The organism is Bacillus sp. Bwzl_19 (assembly GCF_054900515.1).
Genome location: NZ_CM142729.1, coordinates 1770436 through 1792802, shown reverse-complemented (window position 1 = coordinate 1792802; position 22367 = coordinate 1770436). Strand labels below are relative to the sequence as shown.

Annotated in this window: 25 protein-coding genes and 2 pseudogenes; 6 read left to right on the top strand and 21 right to left on the bottom strand. The window is 44.6% G+C overall.

The window, feature by feature from the left end; all coding sequences use genetic code 11:
• Positions 1-199: 199 nt before the first annotated feature.
• The 7 genes and pseudogenes from ACW5MY_RS09350 to spoVK form a co-directional block, all read right to left on the bottom strand.
• Positions 200-634, bottom strand: coding sequence for a hypothetical protein (locus ACW5MY_RS09350; RefSeq protein WP_014470376.1), 435 nt, complete (start codon positions 632-634; stop codon positions 200-202).
• A 94-nt stretch (positions 635-728) separates the two neighbouring features.
• Positions 729-1033 (bottom strand): annotated as a pseudogene (locus ACW5MY_RS09345) (ArpU family phage packaging/lysis transcriptional regulator); the annotation flags it as partial.
• 406 nt (positions 1034-1439) lie between these two features.
• The gene (gene glnA / locus ACW5MY_RS09340; protein ID WP_013352363.1) at positions 1440-2774 is read right to left on the bottom strand and encodes a type I glutamate--ammonia ligase; all 1335 of its coding nucleotides are present in this window, start codon (positions 2772-2774) and stop codon (positions 1440-1442) included.
• Between the two features lie 57 nt (positions 2775-2831).
• Positions 2832-3233 carry a MerR family transcriptional regulator gene (locus ACW5MY_RS09335; RefSeq protein ID WP_013352362.1) on the bottom strand — a complete coding sequence of 134 codons (402 nt, stop codon included), beginning with the start codon at positions 3231-3233 and terminating at the stop codon, positions 2832-2834.
• A gap of 109 nt (positions 3234-3342) precedes the next feature.
• Positions 3343-4608, bottom strand: a complete 1266-nt coding sequence (locus tag ACW5MY_RS09330) for a methionine gamma-lyase family protein (protein WP_013352361.1) — start codon at positions 4606-4608, stop codon at positions 3343-3345.
• A gap of 16 nt (positions 4609-4624) precedes the next feature.
• Complete coding sequence (hflX, locus tag ACW5MY_RS09325; RefSeq protein WP_013352360.1) at positions 4625-5887, bottom strand: GTPase HflX; 1263 nt, start codon at positions 5885-5887, stop codon at positions 4625-4627.
• A 129-nt stretch (positions 5888-6016) separates the two neighbouring features.
• Positions 6017-6985: a stage V sporulation protein K gene (spoVK, locus tag ACW5MY_RS09320; protein WP_038462785.1), complete on the bottom strand. Its 969-nt coding sequence runs from the start codon at positions 6983-6985 to the stop codon at positions 6017-6019.
• A 305-nt stretch (positions 6986-7290) separates the two neighbouring features.
• Here spoVK and ACW5MY_RS09315 point away from each other — a divergent pair.
• A pseudogene (locus ACW5MY_RS09315) lies at positions 7291-8048 on the top strand (N-acetylmuramoyl-L-alanine amidase).
• Between the two features lie 48 nt (positions 8049-8096).
• Here the strand turns inward: ACW5MY_RS09315 and ACW5MY_RS09310 are convergent.
• The 9 genes from ACW5MY_RS09310 to ACW5MY_RS09270 form a co-directional block, all read right to left on the bottom strand.
• Positions 8097-8717, bottom strand: coding sequence for a hypothetical protein (locus tag ACW5MY_RS09310; RefSeq protein ID WP_013352357.1), 621 nt, complete (start codon positions 8715-8717; stop codon positions 8097-8099).
• Positions 8718-8765: 48 nt separating this feature from the next.
• Complete coding sequence (nrdF, locus tag ACW5MY_RS09305; protein WP_013352356.1) at positions 8766-9755, bottom strand: class 1b ribonucleoside-diphosphate reductase subunit beta; 990 nt, start codon at positions 9753-9755, stop codon at positions 8766-8768.
• 17 nt (positions 9756-9772) lie between these two features.
• Entirely contained in the window at positions 9773-11875 is a 2103-nt protein-coding gene (gene nrdE / locus ACW5MY_RS09300) for a class 1b ribonucleoside-diphosphate reductase subunit alpha (RefSeq protein WP_013352355.1), read from the bottom strand.
• On the bottom strand, positions 11835-12227 hold the full coding sequence (nrdI, locus tag ACW5MY_RS09295; RefSeq protein WP_013352354.1) for a class Ib ribonucleoside-diphosphate reductase assembly flavoprotein NrdI: 393 nt from the start codon (positions 12225-12227) through the stop codon (positions 11835-11837). Before nrdI ends, nrdE begins: the two co-directional genes overlap by 41 nt.
• Before the next feature lie 237 nt (positions 12228-12464).
• Positions 12465-12701, bottom strand: a complete 237-nt coding sequence (locus tag ACW5MY_RS09290) for a hypothetical protein (protein ID WP_289394405.1) — start codon at positions 12699-12701, stop codon at positions 12465-12467.
• Between the two features lie 82 nt (positions 12702-12783).
• Positions 12784-13059 (bottom strand): YmzC family protein, encoded by a 276-nt coding sequence (locus ACW5MY_RS09285; RefSeq protein WP_013352352.1) that lies wholly within the window; start codon positions 13057-13059, stop codon positions 12784-12786.
• Positions 13060-13156: 97 nt separating this feature from the next.
• The gene (hfq, locus tag ACW5MY_RS09280; RefSeq protein ID WP_003154064.1) at positions 13157-13378 is read right to left on the bottom strand and encodes an RNA chaperone Hfq; all 222 of its coding nucleotides are present in this window, start codon (positions 13376-13378) and stop codon (positions 13157-13159) included.
• A 39-nt stretch (positions 13379-13417) separates the two neighbouring features.
• Positions 13418-14362 (bottom strand): tRNA (adenosine(37)-N6)-dimethylallyltransferase MiaA, encoded by a 945-nt coding sequence (miaA, locus tag ACW5MY_RS09275; protein ID WP_013352351.1) that lies wholly within the window; start codon positions 14360-14362, stop codon positions 13418-13420.
• Between the two features lie 98 nt (positions 14363-14460).
• Entirely contained in the window at positions 14461-14865 is a 405-nt protein-coding gene (locus ACW5MY_RS09270) for a YmaF family protein (protein WP_013352350.1), read from the bottom strand.
• 170 nt (positions 14866-15035) lie between these two features.
• Here ACW5MY_RS09270 and erbA point away from each other — a divergent pair, with 170 nt between their 5' ends.
• Positions 15036-15350 (top strand): SMR family multidrug efflux transporter EbrA, encoded by a 315-nt coding sequence (erbA, locus tag ACW5MY_RS09265; protein ID WP_013352348.1) that lies wholly within the window; start codon positions 15036-15038, stop codon positions 15348-15350.
• A 17-nt stretch (positions 15351-15367) separates the two neighbouring features.
• Positions 15368-15721: an SMR family multidrug efflux transporter EbrB gene (erbB, locus tag ACW5MY_RS09260; protein ID WP_014470379.1), complete on the top strand. Its 354-nt coding sequence runs from the start codon at positions 15368-15370 to the stop codon at positions 15719-15721.
• Positions 15722-15734: 13 nt separating this feature from the next.
• On the opposite strand, the gene ACW5MY_RS09255 is transcribed toward erbB, so the two are convergent.
• The 3 genes from ACW5MY_RS09255 to ACW5MY_RS09245 form a co-directional block, all read right to left on the bottom strand.
• Positions 15735-16187 (bottom strand): OsmC family protein, encoded by a 453-nt coding sequence (locus tag ACW5MY_RS09255; RefSeq protein ID WP_013352346.1) that lies wholly within the window; start codon positions 16185-16187, stop codon positions 15735-15737.
• Between the two features lie 59 nt (positions 16188-16246).
• A complete protein-coding gene (locus ACW5MY_RS09250) occupies positions 16247-16954 on the bottom strand; it encodes a poly-gamma-glutamate hydrolase family protein (RefSeq protein WP_013352345.1) in 708 nt (235 codons plus the stop codon).
• A 254-nt stretch (positions 16955-17208) separates the two neighbouring features.
• Positions 17209-17442: a hypothetical protein gene (locus ACW5MY_RS09245; RefSeq protein ID WP_014471844.1), complete on the bottom strand. Its 234-nt coding sequence runs from the start codon at positions 17440-17442 to the stop codon at positions 17209-17211.
• A 183-nt stretch (positions 17443-17625) separates the two neighbouring features.
• Between ACW5MY_RS09245 and ACW5MY_RS09240 the strand changes: the two genes are divergently transcribed.
• Together ACW5MY_RS09240 and ACW5MY_RS09235 are read left to right on the top strand one after the other, a co-directional pair.
• Entirely contained in the window at positions 17626-18954 is a 1329-nt protein-coding gene (locus ACW5MY_RS09240) for a S8 family peptidase (protein WP_013352344.1), read from the top strand.
• Positions 18955-19146: 192 nt separating this feature from the next.
• Positions 19147-19509 carry a hypothetical protein gene (locus ACW5MY_RS09235; RefSeq protein WP_013352343.1) on the top strand — a complete coding sequence of 121 codons (363 nt, stop codon included), beginning with the start codon at positions 19147-19149 and terminating at the stop codon, positions 19507-19509.
• A gap of 34 nt (positions 19510-19543) precedes the next feature.
• On the opposite strand, the gene ACW5MY_RS09230 is transcribed toward ACW5MY_RS09235, so the two are convergent.
• Entirely contained in the window at positions 19544-20275 is a 732-nt protein-coding gene (locus ACW5MY_RS09230; RefSeq protein WP_013352342.1) for a YoaK family protein, read from the bottom strand.
• Between the two features lie 83 nt (positions 20276-20358).
• Positions 20359-20730, bottom strand: a complete 372-nt coding sequence (locus tag ACW5MY_RS09225) for a NucA/NucB deoxyribonuclease domain-containing protein (protein WP_232469737.1) — start codon at positions 20728-20730, stop codon at positions 20359-20361.
• A gap of 352 nt (positions 20731-21082) precedes the next feature.
• Between ACW5MY_RS09225 and ACW5MY_RS09220 the strand changes: the two genes are divergently transcribed.
• On the top strand, positions 21083-22294 hold the full coding sequence (locus ACW5MY_RS09220) for a cytochrome P450 family protein (RefSeq protein WP_013352340.1): 1212 nt from the start codon (positions 21083-21085) through the stop codon (positions 22292-22294).
• Positions 22295-22367 lie beyond the last annotated feature (73 nt).

The following is a 22367-nucleotide window of genomic DNA, read 5'->3' as shown; positions in this document are numbered from 1 at the left end:
CCTCTCGTTCGGCTTCATTCCTCAACACCTTTGTTCCGTATCCGGATACGCCATTGATAAGGGTTAGACGCGTCACCCTTGTTTTGTTGATAGGTTAAGTTTATCGACATTTCAAACATAAATAGTCCCCCAATTTTGTCGGGATTTTGTTGAAAAAAAACGCCCTGCTAAAAAAAACAGAGCGCAAAAAGCTATTTTATTAACGTGTTACTGTAAACTCAGACGTAAACCAGTCTCCATACCAAGTGTCATAATCACCATACTTGTAAGCTTTAAAGAGAACTTTAAATTTCCCACTTTTCCCTTTTCCTAAAAAGTCACTAATTAATATCTGTCTATCAATATTACCATTGGCATCAATGGTACCTCTTCTTTCTGCGAGTAACTCATGTTTGTTAACATCATTAATCATTAGTTGATAGGAGAGTTTCTTAGAATACTGGGTTTGAATGTTTATTCCGATATAAGTATCAGTTGAAGGATAATTACCTGAACGATCTGTTGTAATTTTAGCTTTTACTCCATTATGTGTCTCCCACCCGGAAGTTGCTGCAAAAGCCTGTCCAGGTTTAAAAATTCCTAAACCACCTAAAGTCAAAGCAAAAACAGCGAAAATCATCAAAACTTTCTTCATGCTTCTCATCTCCTTTTTTTATTTACACTTTTATTAAACCAATTTTTTCTAACAATAACCATATTTTTCTTGTCATTTTAGTGAATTTTTCGTCAATTAATCCCAAGTGCTGTGGCAATATGAGGATAGCACGCTGTTTTTTTCATAATAGGTATCCTTCTTCATGCCAAGTTCCATATAAATATGAATGTCTTTCACCTTTACCAGCTGTCAGGTACTTCTTCTCGATAATCAAACGTTCCTCATCATCCAAGATGTTTTTTAAAGCACATTCCATCTGCTTCACCTTTAGTTCATTAACGGTAAGCGAATCTCGGAGGGAAGGGAAAATGTTAATATCGGTAGATGAACACTCTTTTTATTTTCTAAGTGGACTTTGAGCGCGCGATAATTTTTCAATTATTTGATAACTATTTTACGGACAGCCTTTTCGTCCACATATTCCTTTGACATCTCTTCTCTCCATTCATTCATTTTTCTTGTTCCTATTTATGGATACCTCTTCCTGAATTTTCATCCAAATTAATAGGGAATCAATGATGAACAGCTGCATCAATGAAATATGTACAAGAACGACTGGGCCATAAGAGTATTCAAGTGACGTCAAATATTTACTCACATCATCAAAAAAATTGACAGAGATTCAATGAATAAGTACGAGGATTATATCTCCACAATTATGAAGTAATTTTTTATTGATTTTTTGTGGGTGTTTTGTGGGTGATACATGATTTATATTAAGTTATTAAACTTGTTAATAAACCAAAAAATCCCCTGACACCAAGAGTGCCAAGGGATTGAGAGATTAATATTGAGACATGTATTGTTCGCGCTCCCACGGATGAACCTGTGTGCGGAACATATCCCATTCGATTTCTTTTGCTTCGATGAAGTGTTCGAACAGGTGCTCGCCGAGAGCTGCAACCATAACTTCGTTTGATTTGAATTCATCGAGAGCTTCCGCCAGTGTCGCCGGAAGATCTACGATTCCGTTTTCCATGCGCTCTTCTTTGCTCATAACGTAGATGTTGCGGTCAATCGGAGCCGGCGCTTCAAGTTTGTTTTTGATTCCGTCAAGACCTGCTGCAAGCAATACGCTTAACGCCAAGTACGGGTTTGCCGCCGGGTCTACGCTGCGGACTTCAACACGCGTGCTGATGCCGCGGGAAGCCGGGATACGGATCAGCGGGCTTCTGTTTTGCGCGCTCCATGCCACGTAACAAGGTGCTTCATAGCCCGGAACAAGGCGTTTGTAAGAGTTCACTGTCGGGTTTGTGACAGCTGTAAAGCTTGTCGCGTGTTTTACAATACCGGCAATGAAGTGTTTTGCTGTTTCACTCAGCTGAAGATCAGCGTCTTTATCAAAGAATGCGTTAACGCCCTCTTTAAAGAGTGATAGATTACAGTGCATACCGGATCCGTTTACGCCGAACAGCGGTTTTGGCATGAATGTCGCATGCAGACCGTGTTTGCGGGCAATCGTTTTGACAACCAGTTTGAAAGTTTGGATGTCGTCACAAGAACGGATGGCACCGGCATATTTAAAATCGATTTCGTGCTGACCCGGAGCAACTTCATGGTGAGATGCTTCGATTTCAAAGCCCATTTCTTCAAGTTCAAGCACGATATCGCGGCGGCAGTTTTCTCCCAAGTCGGTCGGAGCGAGGTCGAAGTATCCGCCTTTATCATTCAATTCAAGCGTCGGTTCGCCTTTTTCGTCTAATTTAAACAGGAAGAATTCAGGCTCAGGTCCAAGATTGAAATCGCTGAATCCGAGTTCTTTCATTTCTTTCAGAATCCGTTTGAGGTTGTTACGCGGATCACCTTCGAACGGCGTGCCGTCCGGATTATAGATATCACAGATGAAGCGTGCTACTTTACCTTTTTCAGCCGTCCACGGGAAGATGACAAATGTGTTCAGATCAGGATATAAGTACATATCAGACTCTTCGATGCGGACAAATCCTTCGATGGAAGAACCGTCAAACATACATTTATTATCAAGTGCTTTTTCAAGCTGGCTCACAGGAATTTCTACGTTTTTAATCGTTCCGAGAATGTCTGTGAACTGAAGGCGGATATACTTTACGTTTTCCTCATTTACTAATTTTACGATGTCTTCTCTTGTGTACTTTGCCATTTCGTAAAACTCCTCCTCTAAAAGGTAAATGTATATAGCAAAACAGTTGCTAACGGATTAATGAAAGAATCGGGACATGTCACCTTGGCGGAAAGTATTCCCCCGCTGGAAACGGCCTGCCTGCATCAGTTCGTTTTTCAAAAGCTTTCTGAGTTCATCATCAGACAGATCATGCTTCATCGGTTTGGCCGTTTTGGATTTTTCTTCCGGTTCGGCAGATGCCTTATCCAGAATTTGTTTGATACCAGCCATATTGACGCCTTGTTCAATCAAATTTTTGATTTCTAACAGTTTATCTACATCATGGAATGAAAATAATCGTCTATTCCCTTCGCTTCTCGCTGGAAATATCAGTCCATTTTCCTCATAATATCGAATTTGCCGGGCAGACAGTTCTGTTAACTGCATGACAATCCCAATCGGAAATAAAGGCATTGAGCGGCGAATATTATCACTCATCTCAATTTCCCCCTTTTCTTATCTTAGTCTCATTATAGGTGATGTTATATTTTGTGTCAACACAATGTAAGGAAACTTAACATCTAATTCTTTGAAAATTGCAAACGAATTAGATCAGCCCTTTCTCCATTAAAGCATTTACGGCGCTGCAAATCGCATTTTTCACGTGCGCATAAGTTAATCCCCCTTGGACATAAGCAACGTAAGGCGGTCTGATAGGGCCATCTGCTGATAATTCAATGCTTGCTCCCTGTACGAAAGTGCCCGCTGCCATGATGACATCGTCTTCATATCCCGGCATATAGCTCGGATACGGCGTCACATGCGCATTAATCGGAGAAGCATATTGTATCGCCTGGCAAAAAGCGATCATCTTATCAGGGTCCTGAAACTCAACTGATTGGATCAGATCCGTTCTCGGCGTATTCCAGGCCGGGTTTGACGTAAAGCCCAGCTTTTCGAGAAAACGGGCGGTAAATACCGCTCCCTTCAAGCTTTGCGCCACTACATGCGGAGCAAGAAAGAAACCTTGATACATTTCCTGCAATGAATAAAGCGAGGCGCCGGCTTCACTTCCGATTCCCGGTGAGGTCATCCGGTAAGAGCAGGCTTCAATCCACTTGGCTTTTCCTACAAGATAGCCGCCCGTCTTGGCAAGGCCGCCGCCCGGGTTTTTAATTAAGGAGCCGGCCATAAGATCCGCACCGACGTGGCAAGGTTCCCGCTCTTCCGCAAATTCTCCGTAGCAATTGTCCACAAAAACAATGACATCTTCTTTGATTTCCTTTACGAAACGAATCATTTCTTCAATTTCATTTATTCTGAAGGACGGACGATTCGCATATCCTTTTGAACGCTGAATACCGATCACTTTCGTATTCGGACGGATTGCAGCCCGGACCGCTTCGAAGTCAACCTTGCCTTCTGAGGTTAAATCGACTGCATTATACCCGATTTGAAATTCCTTAAGCGAGCCTGAGTACTCCCCGCCTCTCACCCCGACGATTTCTTCAAGTGTATCGTAAGGCTTGCCTGTTATATAAAGCAATTCGTCTCCGGGTCTCAGCACACCGAACAGCGCGATTGAAATCGCGTGCGTCCCGGAAATGATTTGCGGCCTCACCAGCCCAGCCTCTCCTCCGAACACATCAGCATAGATCTCTTCCAGTGTATCTCGGCCGATGTCATCATAGCCGTACCCGGTTGAAGGCGTAAAATGCGTATCGCTTACTTTATGCTTTCTGTAGCTTTGCAAAACTCTCCATTCATTCCGTTCACTGATCTCTTCTATTTTTTTATGAACGGCGGCGATTTCCGCTTCTGTTTCTTCGGCGGTTTTTTGTAAAAGAGCGCCGTGTGTCAGTGTCTCAAACATGTTGTGTATACCTTCCTTACATGAATTTCTTCAGTTCTCCAAGTATGCTTTGTTCTTCTTGTACGTACCCCGAGACTTCGTATCGCTCATTTTCTTCATTAAAATAAAGGCCGTCGATCATAGTCTCTGATTTGATGCGTGACATCAATTTGCCTTCAGCCGCAGGCACATGAACTTCATACGCCGTCATCAGCTCCCGGCGTAAATAAGCTTCGATTTCCGCTTTTAGTTTCGCTTCATCCCCGGCGATTCTAGCGCTGATCATAATGTGGCCTTCCCCTGCTGTCGGAATGAAGTCAGGAAATGTTTCATCCCGTTTGTTATAAGCGGTCAACACCGGAATATCATCTGCCTCAAGCTCTTTTAACAGGCCGAGAACAGTCTGTTCATGCCCGGCATAATCTTCATTGGAAGAATCAATGACATGAATGATCAAGTCCGCTTCCTTCACTTCCTCAAGCGTTGAACGGAAAGCGGCAATCAGCGTGGTCGGGAGATCTTGAATAAAGCCGACCGTATCAGACAGCAGGACGCTGTAGCCGCTCGGGAGCGCCATCTTTCTCGTCATCGGATCAAGTGTTGCAAACAGCAGATCTTCTTCATAGCTGTCTGAGCTTGTTAATTTATTAAACCACGTTGATTTCCCGGCATTGGTATACCCGACAAGCGCCGCCTGAAGCACGCCATTTTTCTTGCGTCTCTCCCGGTAACGGCTTCTGTGGCGGATAACCGTTGACAGCTGTACGTTAATTTCGTGTATGCGGTTTCTAATGTGGCGCCGGTCTGTTTCAAGCTTTGTCTCACCGGGCCCTCTCGTCCCGATTCCGCCGCCTTGTCTGGAGAGATTGATTCCTTGTCCGCTCAGACGCGGCAGTGCGTATTGTAGCTGGGCTAATTCGATCTGAAGCTTTCCTTCCCTCGTCTTCGCCCTTTTTGCGAAAATATCCAAAATAAGCTGCGTGCGGTCGATGATTTTCGCTTCAATTGCCGTGGCGAGTGATTTAAGCTGACTCGGTGACAGTTCATCATTAAAAATGACCAGATCCGCTTCAAGCTCTTCACACAGCGCCTTCAGCTCGTCTACTTTCCCCTTGCCTATATATGTAGCGGCATCCGCTCTGTTCCGTTTTTGCGTAATCCGGGTCAGCACCGTTCCGTCAGCCGTTTTTGTCAATGAAGCAAGCTCGTCCATCGAATGGTCAAAGTGCTCGTCGGTCACGTGCGGAAGCTGGCAGCCGACCAGAATGACCGTTTCTTTTTTTTCTTCCTGTTCGTTCAAATGGATGTTCCTTTCTGTGTCGTATTGGGCAGTAGTACTATCATACCAAACCCGCAGGGCGTATACCACACATCCGGCGGGTTTTAAAGAGAGAAATAAAAAAGAGGCCTCTCAGACCGGCTGAGAGGATTATTCATGAGCTGCCGTCTCATCTTTTATAAATAAATCCTGGCTCTTGATCGTCATCAGATCGTTTTTTAAGTATTGGTCTCCCATTAAAAGCCTCATGGCCTGAGCGCGGATTGATTTTTCAATCACATTTCTGACAAAGCGACCGTTGCTGAATTTAATGGGGCTTGTCGTGCTTTTTACTGTCATTAAGTAATCTTTTAACTTCCATTCGGCTTCCTGACTTAATTGATACTCCCGTTCTGCTATCATGCGCTTGGCAATGTCCATCAGCTGAGTGACAGAGTAATCCGGAAAATCAATGCTGATAGGAAAACGCGATTGCAGGCCGGGGTTTAATGAAAGGAAATGTGTCATTTCTCTCGAGTATCCTGCCAGAATCAGGATAAATTCATGTTGTTTGTCTTCCATATGCTTGACAAGCGTATCGATCGCCTCTTTACCGAAATCCTTTTCTCCGCCCCTTGCAAGTGAGTACGCCTCATCAATGAATAAAATGCCGCCGAGCGACTTTTTAATCAGATCTCTCGTTTTTTGCGCCGTGTGTCCGATGTATTCACCGACCAGATCAGCACGTTCTGCTTCGATCAGATGTCCTTTTGAAAGAACGTTCATTTCGAAGAAAAGCTTGCCGATCAGTCTCGCGACGGTTGTTTTCCCGGTGCCGGGATTCCCTTTGAACATCATATGAAGAGCTTGTTTCCCGACTTTCAGCCCTTGTTCGGCCCGTTTTTGATTGACGAAGATCCATGCGTAAATTTCTTTAATGTTGCGTTTCATCTCTTCCATTCCCACTAATGTGTTCATTTCTTTTTCAATTTCTTTCAGGATGCTGTGCTTGGCTTCATTTTTTTGCAGGGCGGCCTGGTATTCCGCCTCAGCTTCCGCATTTGTCAGCACTTGCTTTTGGCCATTAAGAATGATGTTAATTTGTCCGTTATTTTTATAGGTTACAGCGCGCTCCAACATGCTCACCTCTCTGTTCTCTCTTTATCTTATTCATGATGAAGACGTTCTGTGACATCCGCCTACATCATGAGGCCCGTTTTCTCCTATATCTGTCACATTTTCCGTTCTCTTCGGGAATGATGCTGAATCCTGCGCTTTCCCGAGAAATATTTTTCATTTCTTATTGTATTCAGCTGAAACGGGGGGACAAACCATTTATTTTTATTTTCCGGGAAATGTTAGGCGGATTTCTTATTTTTCTCATGAATGACAGCCGTACAAGCACCTTTTGAATCTCATCATATGCTGTAATGAGGTGATGGAGAATGGTTAAAATTTTTATAGACCCTGGTCATGGCGGAACTGATTCAGGTGCAACCGGGAACGGCCTCCAGGAAAAAGCGGTCACTCTGGAGATCGCGCTGGCTTTGCGCACAATTCTGACGGATGAGTATGTAGGGGTTTCTGTCATGATGAGCAGGACAAGCGATAAGACGGTCAGCCTGACGGAAAGAACAGATGCCGCCAACAGCTGGGGCGCAGATTATTTTTTATCCATTCATATTAACTCAGGAGGCGGAACCGGATTTGAAAGCTATATTTACCCGGGAGTCGGAGCGCCGACCTCGACTTACCAATCAGCCGTCCACACACAAGTGATCCACGCATCAGGTTTTCATGACCGCGGAAAAAAAACAGACAACTTCCATGTGCTGCGGGAGTCAAATATGCCGGCGATTTTGACGGAGAATGGTTTTATTGATACGACAGCTGACGCAAACAACCTGAAAACATCCAGTTTTATTGAAAGCCTTGCAAGAGGACATGCCAAGGGCTTGGAGCAAGCTTTCAGTCTAAAAAAAAGGCTGACTTATATAAAGTGCAAATCGGCGCTTTCAAAGTGAAAGCAAATGCTGATGCGCTTGCCGCCAATGCGGTGTCTAAAGGTTTTGATGCAATAGTGCTTTCAACAGGCGGCTTATTTAAAGTGCAGATTGGCGCATTCTCTTCCAGAGATAATGCTGAATCGTTAGCAGAGCGGGCAAAAAAAGCGGGATTTGATACCGTCATTACACTAAACTAACGAAAAACCCCTGTTCTCCCTTTTTTAGGAGGAACAGGGGTTTTTCTGTTATTGAAGAATATCGGCGACAAACTGTGACCAAGTTTCAAGACGCTGATACACGTCTTGTTCTTTTAATTCGCTCACTTTCATCCAGCGGCCGGCGATCTGATCTTTTTCTTTCACTTCGACTTGCGCTCCAGACGCTAATTGGAGCGCAGAAAGGATGCCGATATGTACCTTCCCTACATTGTTTTCATCATCGTTGATTAAACCGAGTGTGACAATGTTTTGTTTGTCCTCCTCACGAATGTACAGTTCTTCCGCCAGCTCCCGGTCGGTATTCTCTTTCAGCACCTCTGAAAAAGAAGCCGCCCCTTCCATAGGATTCATGTGTCCGCCGAAACCGAGGGAAAGCTTATTATGGAGGCGCGATTCCCCGCCGCCCGCGAGCCGTTCATACACAAACACCTCATCATCACGGCGGATGACGACATATGGAATCGGCTGTTTAAAACGCGGGTCCTCTTCCGCGTCGCCTCTTCTGATGTCAAAAAAATGCTCCTCAATTTGAGCCATGATCTTTACGATACATTCATCTTCGCTGTTGACTCCCTGAAATGCCAGCGTTTCATTTTGAAAGACGTCGCTTCGCGGTGCAGCCAAGATGATTTCATCCATTTTATTCATGTCCGTTCCTCCTGTCTTACCTCTCCATTCAAGCCAAAAGAGCAGATATTATATCTGCTCTTCATCTTGGCCGAAATAAAAATCTTCGTCTTTAATCGGTTCTACCGTCGCTTTTTTGTAGCCGTTCCCTTTCATGGAGAAGAAATCATGTGATTTCGTTTTGGTGTTTAATCCGTTTAATACGATCGGATTAATATCCTCTTCTTCAAAGTAAGGATCGAATCCTAAGTTCATCAACGCTTTATTGGCGTTATAGCGGATAAATTTCTTTACGTCATGAGACAGCCCGACTTGGTCGTACAGATCCTCGGTATACTCAAGCTCATTATGATAAAGCTCTTCTAAAAGCTCAATCGCAAATTCGCGGAGTTCCGCTTTTTTCGCTTCTGTTTGTTTATTGTATATTTCTTGAGCAAGCAGTCCGACATAGACACCGTGGATCGCTTCATCACGAAGAATCAGGTTGATGATTTCACCGCTTTGCATCAGTTTGCCCTGTCCGTAGAAATATAACGGATAATAGAAACCGCTGTAGAAAAGGAAGCTTTCTAAGTAAACGGAAGCGACCATCGCTTTAAACAGCGAAATCTCATCATCTTTTTTTATGGCGCGGTACAGTCCGACGACGGTGTGGGCTTTTTTCTGCAGGTATTTATTCTGCTTCACCCATTCAAACACTTCGTTGATCGTTTCAGTCGGAGCAAGCGTCATAAAAATATTTGAATATGATTTTGCGTGCACCGCGTTTTCCATCATCGCCATGAAATTAAGAACCGCTTTTCGCTGATGGCCTTCTACGTGCTCGGCCACAATCGGCATGCCCGTGTTCCCCTGCTCTGTATCAAGCAGTGTCAGGCCGGCGAGAACCTTCATGTACGTATCCTGTTCATTTTTACCCAAATACTTCCAAGTGAGAAGATCGCCGTTTAATGCGATCTCTTCCGGAAGCCAAAACTGCTTTACGTTTTGGTTGTAAAACATTTGGGTGAAATCATCTTCATGCTTTGACCAGTTTGCTGCGTCATAAATTTTTGTCACTGTAAACTCTCCTTTAATCAAACAACACAAGAAAGACAGCTGTCCTGCCCGGTATCTTTCGTTCTTGCATAGTAAATGGTTTTGATGCCTCTATGGTGGGCATACAGATCAATACGGTTCAGATCACGAGTTGTCATCGTATCTTTCAAAAACAGGGTGAAGCTGATTCCCTGATCGATATGCTGCTGGATTGTCGCGATCATATCCACCACTTTGAACATGTCCATATCATAAGCTTCTTTGTAGAAGAACCAGTTATTAGACGCTAACCCCGGCATCGGGTAATACGTTTTTGAGTTTCCGTATGTTCTTTCTTCGATCCGTTCCATAATCGGCATAACGGATGCCGTGCTGGATTGGACGTAGGAAATGGAGCCTGTCGGCGCGATACACAGTCTGTAGCTGTGGTACATGCCGTTTTCAGCGACAAACGCCTTCAGCTCTTTCCAGTCTTCGATTGTCGGAATGTGCATGCCTTCAAAGAGCGCAGCGATTTTTTCGTATGCCGGCGAGAACTCTTTCTCGATGTATTTATTGAAATATTCTCCCGTTGCATAAGTGGAGCCTTCATAATGCTCAAACGTTTCGCCTTTTTCTTTCGCAAGCTCAGCTGAACGCTGGATGGAATAAAAGTTTACCATCATAAAGAACGTATTCGCGAAGTCTCTTGCTTCCGGGCTTTCATAAGCGATGCCGTTTTGGGCAAGGTAGCCGTGCAGGTTCATCGCGCCTAAACCGATCGATTTCATCGCTTTGTTCGCGCGTCTGACTGCCGGCGCGTTGCGGATATCCGTCGTCTCGGACACATGAGTCAGGGAATCCGTCGCAAGTTTCACCGTGCGCTCAATCGATTTATGTTTCATGACATTCAAAATATTTAAAGAACCCAGGTTGCAGGAAATGTCCAGGCCGATTTCATCTTCTTCGTCATAATCTGTGTAAGCTGAAACTTGTGACGCCTGAAGCACTTCAGAGCAAAGGTTTGAGAATTTCACTTTTGAGACGTGGTTATTCGCGTGCTCTTTATTTACGTTGTCCTGGAACATAATGTACGGATAGCCTGACTCAGAGCGGAGAACGGCAAGCTTTTCAAGCAATTTGCGCGCATTCACTTTTTCTTTTTTGACGCGCGGATTGTCGACAAGCTCCTCATACATCGCCGTCATGTCCATTTCGTCCATATGCTGGCCGTATTCTTTATAAATCGTATGCGGATAAAAGACATAAGCGGCTTTATCCTCTCTCGCAAGCTCGACGAACTTGTCCGGAATCACGACGCCGATGGAAAGGGTTTTAACGCGGACGTCTTCATCAGCCGAGATTTTTTTCGTATCAAGAAAATCATTAATATCCCGGTGGAAAATGTTCAGGTATGCCGCGCCTGAGCCTTGTCTTTGCCCCATTTGGTCAGCATAGCGGAACGCATTATCAAGAAGTTTCATCACGCCTACGACGCCTTTTGTGGCATTTTCCACATCTTTAATCGCTTCGCCTTTGGCACGGAGCTTCGACAGGTTAAGTGACACGCCTCCTCCGAGCTTCGAAAGCTGCATGGAGATGTCGATCGCTCTTGAAATATCATTCAGCGAGTCATTGACTTCCAAAAGGAAACAGCTGACCAGCTCGCCGCGGCGTTTGCGTCCGGCATTTAAGAATGTCGGCGTGCTCGGCTGATATTCCTGGTTAATCATTAAGCGCACATAGTCTTTCGCTTTTTCCGCGTCGCCGTTTGCAAAAAACAGGGCCACGATTGAAATTCTGTCCTCGTAACGCTCAAGGATTTTTTTCTTATCATTCGTTTTCAATGCATAATCGTTATAAAATTTAAAAGCACTCATGAAGGATGGAAAACGAAATTTCTTCGCGTAAGCTGTCTTGAAAACATCTTTTATCTCTTCAAACGAATAGAGGCTCAAAAACTCTTCTTCGTAATATTGATTTTCAATCAGATAATCCAGCTTCTCTTTCAAATCGTGAAAGAATACCGTGTTTTGATTGATATAGTCAACAAAATAGCTATGTACAGCCTCTTTATCTTTATCAAACTGGAATTTTCCATCTTGTTGGATCATAATTTCGTTATTTAACTGAATCCATTTTGGCACTTGGTTTTGTGACAACTTTTTCTACCTCCTGAGTAAACAATTCAACGTCTTTCGCTGTGCCGCTGAGTTCAAATTTAAGAAGGACCGGCACCTGATACTGCTTTGAGATCGTGTCGGCGCTTTTGGCAAAATTCTCACCCCAGATTTTATTTCCGCTCGCTGCGACTCCTTGCAGAAGATGGGCGTTTTTTTCAAGAAATGCCTGCGTTGATGCCGGCACCTGTCCGAAGTTTGTCGTGTAGGTCACCAGTACAAACGGAGTGTCCAGATCTTCAATTTCGTCCACCTTGCGGATCAGCTGAAAGTCTGTTTTATTCACAAAACGCTGAACATTCCCTGTCTTTGAATCAAATATGATTTGAACCATCCATATCACGACCTATCAAAAATAATGAATCTCTTAACACTATATATAGTATACTAACCTCTCAGAAAAACACAACATATTGAGATCGATTTATAAAAAGTTCATATTTTTGAAAGAGCGGACCTTGGTTCTGCCCCGATTAACGCCCAAAAAAGAGAGCAGAACGAGAATCATCTCTCATCCTACTCAAGGTGTCATGTGTAAGCCGATGTCTATCATAACATGAAAAAAAACTGCTTAGTAGTCTAGACTTTTATTCTTATTTTTTGTAAAATCACATTTTTTTTCGCTTTCAACGGTTTCTTCTATTTCCACATCAGCACCGATTTCTTTCAGTACGGATTTCAGAGCGCTTGTAATGGAAGCCTCTCTGATCAGTTCTTTGCCGTCAACGATGATGCTGGTTCCATATTCATAGCAGGAATCATCTTCACAGGTTTCTTCCCAATGGTTGATTATCACCTTGTGTTTCAATCGTCTCACCCTCTGCATGATCAATGTCAGTACCTAGTGTAGCTTGTGCGGCCTGCTTTGTAAATTCGAACGCTTGTGAAATTTATTCAAGCTCATCCAGCGCCGTTTCTTTTTTCAGTTTGATTTTATTCGTTTTTTCATCGTAGCGGTATATTTTCATGTAACCGTCCTCAACGACGCCGAAATGGTTATGTTCCAGCTGCACCGTGCTTTCAGTCTGCGGTTCGGTATCCGTTGAGCCGCCGTCATGATCCGTCACCACCGTCTCATGATTGCTGCATGCTCCAAACAGCAAAAAAACAGCGATCCAAACGAGCGTAATCCTGATTCTTCTCAGTTCATTCTCACTTTCAAACATGGTGTTCCGAGCCCCCTTTTATGTTTCCGATCTCCAGCCGGCAATATACAGGCGCGCATAAAAAAAGACCATGCTTCATGGTCTTTGGCAAAAAAGTCTATTCAAGCTCAAGCTGAACGTTTTTTTGCGGGGCGAACGTGGAGATGGCATGTTTATAAATAAGCTGCTGCTTCCCCTCCGTTTCGAGCAAGACGGTAAAGTTATCAAAGCCTTTTACCTGGCCGCGAAGCTGAAAGCCGTTGAGTAAAAACACCGTGACGAACGTATTGTCTTTTCGGATTTGATTCAAAAACTGATCTTGAATATTAATCGGTTTCATGTTTCGTCCTCCTTGGTTCTCAATACAATACTGTTTCGATTAAATTTCCAGTTTTCCTGCTATACACTCGAAAATTTCCTTTATTTTCTGTTCGATATCCACAGGCGGGGTCATATCGGTCCATGAGACGGACATTTTATTGCGAAACCAGGTCAGCTGGCGTTTCGCATAACGTCTTGAATTTTGCTTTAATTGTTCCACAGCCTGAGGGAGCGGCACTTTTCCATCCAGATATTCATACAGCTCTTTATAGCCGATCGCCTGAATCGATTGGCTGTCCCGGATATTCATATCATACAGCCGCTTGACTTCAGCAAGAAGGCCGGCTTCCATCATCAGGTCAACACGATCGTTAATCCGGCCGTACAGCACTTCTCTGTCCATTGTAAGACCGATGAGTACCGCATTGTAAAGCAGCTCCCGTTTTTGGGTTTTAAGATGCTCTGACATTGTTTTTCCTGATATGTGGAGAATTTCGAGCGCGCGGATGACTCTTCGCGTATTATTTTGATGAATGGCCGCCGCCGCTTCCGGATCGGCTGCCGCAAGCTTGGCATGAAGAGCTTCCGCCCCTTCTTCTGTCGCCAGTTTCTCCATGCGCTCCCGGAATACAGGATCACCGGAGTGTTCAGTGAACGTATAATCATACAGCACAGACTGAATGTACAGACCAGTCCCTCCGACAATCATCGGGAGCTTTCCTCTGCCGGCAATCTCGCTGATTTTTTCCCTCACCATTTTCTGATAATCCGCCGTTGAAAAAGTGTCGGACGGGTCCAAAATATCAATCAGATGATGCGGCACGCCTTCTGTCTCTTCTTCGGTGACTTTGGCCGTACCGATATCCATCCCCTTATATACCTGCATGGAATCTCCGCTGATGATTTCCGCATTCAGCATTTTTGCGAGTCCGATGCTCAGTTTTGTTTTTCCGACTGCCGTCGGGCCGACGAGTATGACGACAGGCTGTTTTGTATTTTTCAATATGTATCACTCTCTTTTATAAATCTCCCCCTGATTATAGCATTCATTTCTCCAGGCACCTATCCATTTTGCCCTTTTTTCTGAGCGCTAAACGTCAATTACCACCCGAGCGGCTCGTTGCCGACAACCTCTCTCGTTTTTCCTTTGAGCTTGTGGTGGTGTGTTTTCCGGTCTTGCTCCCGCGGATCGTAAACGACCCCGCCGTAGCGGATCTGAATCGGCTCATTGTAAGCGGCAAAGGTGGTCTCTGCAAGCTCATGATAATGTGTTCCGTCAACCCTCGGAATGGCAGGGCCGGAAATACCGTAATACCTATGGAAATGGCCGTTTTCAAAAGAGGTGATGCCCGAATAAAAATGTGTATGCTCATCTGTATTGCTGCCGTTCTCCGGCTGTGAAAAGCCTTCGATCAAATGGTAATGCCCCTGCACTACATCCGTTACAGCCCGGTATGCGTGTGTATGCGGAGGTTTTTTTGACCAGTCGGACTGATACAGGCCCACAAAAGCTCACTCCTTTATTTTTTTGATAAACGCCCAATCAAAAAGGGCTCCTTTCAGGGGCCTTTTTATATAGGCCGAATGTCTTGACTTGCCGGGTAAAGTTCGGATATTATTTTATTTTACTGCCTTAAACAAAAGGCATGAAGATGATGATGAGAGGGGGATTGGATATGATTCTGGGTTATATCTTCCTCACAATTGCTATTTTATCAGAGTCAATGGGTGCGGCCATGCTGAAGGTCTCCCGCGGATTTACGCGGTTTGTGCCGAGCGCACTTGTAGTGGCTGGCTATTCATTGGCCTTTTATATGCTTTCACTGACACTGAATCTCATTCCGCTCAGCTTATCCTATGCCACATGGAGCGGGGCCGGAACGGTGCTTGCGTCCATTATCGGAGCGAAGTGGTTTCATGAAAAACTGGACAAGCAGGCTGTTATCGGGCTCTTTTTCTTATTGGCCGGTGTCATTTTGATGAATTGGTAGAAAGGAGAGGCATGATAATGAAAGGATTACTCTGCTTGGCATTAGCCATTGTATCAGAAGTGTTCGGAAGCACGATGCTGAAGCTGTCGGACGGTTTTACCCACCTATGGCCCGCTCTCGGCGTCATTGCCGGAATCGGAGCCTCTTTTATGTTTTTGAGCTTCTCTTTGAAAAGCCTTGATTTATCCACCGCATACGCGACATGGTCAGGTGTCGGCACGGCTTTAACGGCGATTGTCGGCTTTATCGTTTTTAAGGAGGCCATGACAGTCAAAATGATGATCGGTCTCGTTTTGGTCATCACAGGCGTTATCCTGCTGAACCGTTCCAAGTCTCAAAAAGCTAAAAAAAATCAAACGGCCCGGAGCTGACCGTTTGAACTCATCAATCGCGGGCGGCTTTTACTTCCACTTCAAGCTCCATCTCCACGTTTCCCTGGACCGCTCGTGAAATCATACACGAGGACTCCGCTTTTTGCGCCAGCTTTCTGGCCAGCGTAAACTCCGTTTCAGTTGCACCCGGCTTTAATACTATAAACGGGCGGTGAATGATTTTTTGATATGTAAATACACCGTTTGTTACGTCTACAATTCCTTCAGATTCCATATGTAGATCTTCTTTATCCAGACCGCTTCTTTCCATCATTGCCGCAAGCGTTATAATATAACAGGTCGCGGCCGCTCCAAGCAGCATTTCATCAGGATTTGTGCCTTCTCCCGGTCCGTCCATTTCCTTAGGAATGGACACAGCTGTTTCCAGCCGGCCGCTTTTAATATCGCCGACGCCGTTCCGATTTCCGGGCCAATTTGCTTTTAAATAAAAATGGTGTTTTGCCAAGGGACAATCCTCCTTTTTTTCAGTTTACTCAACTTTCACTGGTTTGTCTTATTTTAAGCTCAAGAATACTCTTGATTGATCACTCTTTTTATCGTACGGACATACCGGTAAAATTCCTCCGTTTTTGTGAATTCTCTTTCGCGGTAATCAAAATTATCAAAAAACGCTTCCCGTTGTTCTCTGCTGATCTCAAGCTGTATGCTCAGCCCGGTTTGGGTCTGGTTATTGATATTTTCGATGTCAACTCCGGACAGCCCGGTTCTTGAGGTTGCCAATTCTGCAGAAAATCCGTTTCGTTTAAGAGCTTTCACCAATTTTTTCGCCCGCTTCCGGTCACTTCCTCCGACAAGAGTGTTTTTCTCGTCGCTTTTATAACCGTGAACTGCGATAACATAACGGTGCTGTTTAATGCTTTTGACTGCTAAAGGCTCATCGAACTTGGTGCTCGTAATATGAAGGGTCTGGTTATCATGCGTTTTTAATCCCTCAAACAGGTAGGTTGAAAAATCATCTCTGAAAGAGCGGACGATCTCGCTCACCCCGCCCTCAATTCTGCCCCCGTGCGGCGACATAATCAATACAGAGCTCCCCTCTTGCTTATTGTACGATATATGATAATCATCGGGGTCTTCGTGTTCAGCCAGATCTTTAAAATCTGTGTATGTATCAGAGGAATTCGAGGGATCAGGGTCTGACGCATAATGAACACATCTTATTAGTAAGACCATTGCTACGATAATGATGACATTAAGTAAAATTCTCTTCATCAGTTTTCCTTTTGTTCTCCTTTCTGAAAAATGAAATGTTCATTATATGGTTTTTTGTCAATAGGTCTTATCTTAACATTCTATTCACATTATCATCAGTTAAAAACTTCCCGGTTTCAAAAAATCAATGGATTGTCACGGTTCAAGCCTTCAGATGCCGGGCATCAGTGAAAAAAGGTTGAGAGAAGGCAAAAAAAAAGGGAGGAATGCCCGAATTTTCACGGACGGGAGATTGACAGAGGAAACAGAAAACATCAAGAATACGCTCTTAAAAATGCAGATCCGCCTCCCGAAGCAAATGCGCAGGACAGAATGGACTCCGTCAAAAAGGTTCTCATCTGCCTTTTTGTACAGCAGAATGCCTTCACAGCCCGCTCATCCCCTTTTTTAATAATAATGGTCCGTTTTGAAATCGAGCCGTCTTTTTTCATATATATAATATCAATTGGAAGCTGCTTTTCCAAGGAATGTCTCAATATCATGTTCATATTTATACCTCCTTCTGTCGGCTTTATTATAAACGAACAAGTGTTCGATTTCAACTTATTCGTTTCTTTTTCATCTGAAAAAGCCGCAAGTAACCAGCTCTCTGAAGGACAAACAAACTGACCGAACATACAGCCTGTTCATATGGTATAGAGAGAATCGCCAGAATGGGAGGAAAAGTATATATGTTTGGTTACTCAATGGTACAAATGGTGCGGTCAAATGCTCATAAACTGGACTGGCCGCTCAGAGAAAACGTATTACAGTTATATAAACCTTTCAAATGGACGCCTTGCTTTTTGCACAGCTTTTTCGAAGAGAAGGTAAAAAACAGAAAGAAAATGTCAGTCATCATTGAATTCGAAGAGGGATGCCACGAATCCGGTTTTCACAGCACGGGTCAGGTCCTATCAAATGAGAAACGCTGCACTATAAAAAAGCAGTTTCAAACATTTAATTGCTGCAGCGCGGAAGTCACCCCGTCCGCCCTTCATATGCTTCTTTCTCAATGCCGGGATATCCGTAAAATCTATTTAAACCGTGAAGTAAAAGCACTTCTTGATACGGCAGCGGAATCATCCCATGCAAAAGAAGTGACCCGAAACGGCACCGTATTAACAGGGAAAGGCGTAACCGTTGCCGTTATTGATACCGGAATCTATCAGCACCCCGATTTAGAAGGCAGAATTACCGGATTTGCCGACTTTGTAAACCAAAGGACAGAACCGTATGATGACAATGGCCACGGCACTCATTGCGCCGGTGATATTGCGAGCAGCGGCGCATCCTCTTCCGGAAAATATCAAGGACCGGCGCCGGAAGCCAATCTGATCGGTGTCAAGGTATTAAACAAATCAGGATCAGGAACCTTGGCTGATATCATTGAAGGAGTGGAATGGTGCATACAATATAATAAAGAATACACCGAGAACCCGATCCGGATCATCAGCATGTCGCTGGGCGGAGAAGCGCTCAGATATGACAAAGAAACGGATGATCCGCTCGTCAAGGCCGTTGAAGAAGCATGGAACGCAGGAATCGTCGTCTGTGTCGCCGCGGGCAACTCCGGTCCGGAAGCACAAACGATTTCAAGCCCCGGCGTCAGTCAGAAGGTCATCACGGTAGGCGCCTATGATGACAATGATACGCCGAGCAATGAAGATGATACGATTGCTTCTTTCTCAAGCCGCGGCCCGACGGTATACGGAAAAGAGAAGCCTGATATTCTTGCACCCGGAGTCGATATCGTATCCCTTCGTTCTCCGCGTTCATATCTTGACAAATTACAAAAATCAAACCGTGTAGGGTCCTTGTATTTCAGTTTGTCGGGCACATCCATGGCCACTCCGATCTGTGCGGGCATCGCCGCCTTAATCCTTCAGCAGAACCCGCAGCTTACGCCTGACGAAGTGAAAACACTGATCAAACAAAGTCCGGATAAATGGACAAATGAAGATCCGAACATTTACGGAGCAGGCGCAGTGAACGCCGAAAACGCCGTACCGAAAGAATAACCTTTTTCTCATGAGAAAACGGGATCGTCTGCATCAGCAGATGACCCCGTTTTTCAGTAAACAGCAGAAACATTATAATGAAGAAACTCGGAACTCTTCATATCCTGCTGTCAGAATAAAAGATGAATGCAAGACAGTGTATTTCTGAAAAAATAGGGAATAAGTATGGTGTAGATAAAAGGAGGAATGACAATGGCACTCACAAACACCGAACTGTCTGAATGGCTGCAAAAGCAAATCGGACAAACGCTTGATATCAGAAAAGGAGAGCTGACAGACAGCCGGAATGAGATTTCTGATATGGATCAAATCATGCTTCACCTTGATGATGTTCTCGTCCGCCGAACAAATCATCCCGATGACTATGTAGCGGACGAAGAACTCGTCTTAAAAGGGCACGGCACAACCTATACGGAGGAAGGCAATGTACCGCTCCCTCAAGATGCGTATGAAATCCCTTTGCTTGGTGACATTACCATTCAAAAAGAGCAGAACGGATTAAAGGTACATACAGATCGGGCCGTTTATACAATCGGGACCCGACAAGAGCAATAAAACGAAAAAAACGCCCTGAATCAGCGGCGTTTTTTTATTGGTTTTTTTCTTCCGAATAACCGTGGAACATCGTGAATGCGCAAAGCATAATACCTAAAATAATGATAATCGGGAGCCAGATAACGGCAAATTTATAATCCGGTTCGGCAAAGGCGCCAATGACCGCCCCGAAGCAATACAGCACCAAGGCAAGCGCGCGCAAAACAGCATCTCTCGTAAACTGCTTCCGCTTGTCCGATTTGTAAAACCTTGCGGTGAGATCTTCAAAAAAATTAGCAAGCGTTCCCGTTAATACGGTCGTGGAAATCCCGGCTACACCAAGTTTTCTCGCGGCTGTCGTCTGCATTCCCATTGCGAAGCTGAGCAGCATAATCAGCACATAAACAGAAATGCTCTCTGCAAAAAAACAAGAGAACAGAGCAAACAGGAGCAAAACAGCTCCTTCAATAACCAAAGCCGCAGTTACGGCAGGCGGCCAGAATGACTTCTTTTTATTGCCGACAAGCACGGCGGCGGCAATAACGCCGGCAATAAATCCGATTAACGAGGTTAAAGATTTGAGTACGGCAAGGTGCCATGAATTGCCGATCGCAAGGCCGAACAGAACGATATTCCCCGTCATATTGGCGGTAAAGACATGCCCTAAACTTAAATAACCGATCACATCCACAATTCCCGCAGTTAAACAAAGAAGCAAAAGTGCAATATTTCGGTATGTAGTCACTGTCAATGTGATCCAATCCTTTCTCATGCCGATTTCCAACATATAAGTTTACTCTTCGCGATTTCATATGTCCAGCCGGCACGCCTCTTTTTCAAAGCAAAAAAACTCCGGCGAACCGGAGAAGGTTACTGAACGATAAATAATACTCTCGTACCGTCGGAATATCCGCTCATTTGATTTCCAACCCATGAACCGGCTCCGCGATTATCCGAAGGGGTTACATATCTGATGTCAGCCCCTGCCCCGCCTTCCGTACAGACTGCCATCGGCCATTCATCACGGTCAAACCCAGGCTTTGTCGGAATGCCTTTCAATGATTCTTTCCTTCTTTCCTCAGCTCCGCCGCGATCAATTGTACAAATGTCAGAATGCCCTGCCGAAATGGCATCTTTTATATGATTCCCCGTCTCCGGATATTTTAACAGCGGGAAATACAGCACATGATCATATCGGGATGCAGCTTCAGCAGTATTCTCCGAATGGATGCCGGCGCCCATAAAGCCGAACTGAAGAAAGATCACCAAAAGCAGACTTGCCGTCCATTTCATAAACGCAGCCATTCACAGCCTCCTTAAGAAGTTGATATGAAGCGTAAATATGTATATTAGCCGGACTTAGCGCACATGATGGAATGGAAAAAAAAGTATGTTGTTTTGTTGATAATCAACGAAAATGGCGGCTTTACGATTTGTCTGTTGAACCGGCTTCTGTTTCCTTATATAGTTTAGACATACTTATGAGCCGTTGTAATCAGGTTCTTCGGCGGATAATAGGAGGAATGCCGTCCGGTCGACAGGCACCGGCTGTTTGTTATGTCTTTTTCAAAAACATGAAGGCGGGGAAATCAAGATGGAAAAAATAATGTTTCACCCACACTCATCCGAGTTTCACGAAAACCCTTTTGCGGTACTAAGCAGATTCAGAGAGCAGGATCCTATACATAAATTCGAACTGCAGCGTTTCGGAGGCACCTTTCCGGCTTGGCTCATCACACGTTATGATGATTGTATGGCGTTTTTAAAGGACGGAAGAATTACAAGAGATGTCAAACGGGTCATGCCGAAGGAGCTGATCGCGAAGCTGAATGTCAGTGAAGATATAGATTTTGTATCAGAGCATATGCTGGCAAAAGACCCTCCCGATCATTCACGCCTTCGATCTTTGGTGCATCAGGGATTCACTCCCCGGATGATTGAGCAGCTTCGCACCGGGATAGAACGGATCACAGAAGAGCTGCTGGATGAAATGGAAACAAAAGCAGATCCTGATATCATGAGAGATTTCGCCGCACCGCTCCCGTTTATCGTCATTTCCGAGCTGCTCGGAATTCCGAAAGAAGACCGTGCCAAATTTCAAGTGTGGACAAGCGCGATGGTCGACACGTCAGAAAGCGGACAAGATGCGACCAACCAGGCGCTCAGAGAGTTTAAACAATATATGCAAACACTGATTGAAGAAAAAAGAAACCACCCGGGTGAGGATCTGACAAGCAAGCTTATTTACGCAGAAGAGGACGGCCAAAAGCTGAGTGAATCAGAGCTGTATTCCATGCTGTTTTTGTTAGTCGTCGCCGGGCTTGAAACAACGGTTAACCTTCTCGGCTCCGGCACACTGGCGCTTCTTCTCCACAAAGACCAGCTGGAGAACATAAAGCGGCAGCCCGACACTATCCAGACGGCGGTCGAGGAGCTTTTGCGTTATACCTCTCCCGTCATCATGATGGCGAATCGATGGGCGATTGAAGATTTCACGTATAAAGATGTTTCCATTAAAAAAGGCGATATGATTTTTATCGGCATCGGTTCAGCCAATCGGGACCCGGAATATTTCGATGAACCCGATACATTAAATGTGGCGAGAACACCGAACCGTCATATCTCTTTCGGTTTCGGCATTCATTTCTGTCTCGGAGCCCCGCTCGCCCGGATGGAAGCATCCATTGCCTTTAATGCGCTTTTAAAACGGTTTCCGAATATAGAGCTGAACGGCTCGTCCGAGGATTTGACATGGAGAAAAAATGTGTTTTTAAGAGGGCTTGAAACATTGCCTGTCAAATTTTGATACCCGCCCCCTTTTTGGGGGCTTTTTAAATGTCTTATAAACAGGAAACAATAAATTTATATGAATATTTAGT

Excerpts from the sequence above, each read along its gene's own strand:
- ACW5MY_RS09350 (WP_014470376.1), bottom strand. The coding sequence starts at position 634 with ATGAAGAAAGTTTTGATGATTTTCGCTGTTTTTGCTTTGACTTTAGGT.
- glnA (WP_013352363.1), bottom strand. The coding sequence starts at position 2,774 with ATGGCAAAGTACACAAGAGAAGACATCGTAAAATTAGTAAATGAGGAA.
- ACW5MY_RS09335 (WP_013352362.1), bottom strand. The coding sequence starts at position 3,233 with ATGAGTGATAATATTCGCCGCTCAATGCCTTTATTTCCGATTGGGATT.
- ACW5MY_RS09330 (WP_013352361.1), bottom strand. The coding sequence starts at position 4,608 with ATGTTTGAGACACTGACACACGGCGCTCTTTTACAAAAAACCGCCGAA.
- spoVK (WP_038462785.1), bottom strand. The coding sequence starts at position 6,985 with ATGTTGGAGCGCGCTGTAACCTATAAAAATAACGGACAAATTAACATC.
- ACW5MY_RS09310 (WP_013352357.1), bottom strand. The coding sequence starts at position 8,717 with ATGAATAAAATGGATGAAATCATCTTGGCTGCACCGCGAAGCGACGTC.
- nrdI (WP_013352354.1), bottom strand. The coding sequence starts at position 12,227 with ATGGTTCAAATCATATTTGATTCAAAGACAGGGAATGTTCAGCGTTTT.
- ACW5MY_RS09285 (WP_013352352.1), bottom strand. The coding sequence starts at position 13,059 with ATGTTTGAAAGTGAGAATGAACTGAGAAGAATCAGGATTACGCTCGTT.
- hfq (WP_003154064.1), bottom strand. The coding sequence starts at position 13,378 with ATGAAACCGATTAATATTCAAGATCAGTTTTTGAATCAAATCCGAAAA.
- erbA (WP_013352348.1), top strand. The coding sequence starts at position 15,036 with ATGATTCTGGGTTATATCTTCCTCACAATTGCTATTTTATCAGAGTCA.
- erbB (WP_014470379.1), top strand. The coding sequence starts at position 15,368 with ATGAAAGGATTACTCTGCTTGGCATTAGCCATTGTATCAGAAGTGTTC.
- ACW5MY_RS09250 (WP_013352345.1), bottom strand. The coding sequence starts at position 16,954 with ATGAAGAGAATTTTACTTAATGTCATCATTATCGTAGCAATGGTCTTA.
- ACW5MY_RS09245 (WP_014471844.1), bottom strand. The coding sequence starts at position 17,442 with ATGAACATGATATTGAGACATTCCTTGGAAAAGCAGCTTCCAATTGAT.
- ACW5MY_RS09240 (WP_013352344.1), top strand. The coding sequence starts at position 17,626 with ATGTTTGGTTACTCAATGGTACAAATGGTGCGGTCAAATGCTCATAAA.
- ACW5MY_RS09235 (WP_013352343.1), top strand. The coding sequence starts at position 19,147 with ATGGCACTCACAAACACCGAACTGTCTGAATGGCTGCAAAAGCAAATC.
- ACW5MY_RS09230 (WP_013352342.1), bottom strand. The coding sequence starts at position 20,275 with ATGTTGGAAATCGGCATGAGAAAGGATTGGATCACATTGACAGTGACT.
- ACW5MY_RS09225 (WP_232469737.1), bottom strand. The coding sequence starts at position 20,730 with ATGGGCGCCGGCATCCATTCGGAGAATACTGCTGAAGCTGCATCCCGA.
- ACW5MY_RS09220 (WP_013352340.1), top strand. The coding sequence starts at position 21,083 with ATGGAAAAAATAATGTTTCACCCACACTCATCCGAGTTTCACGAAAAC.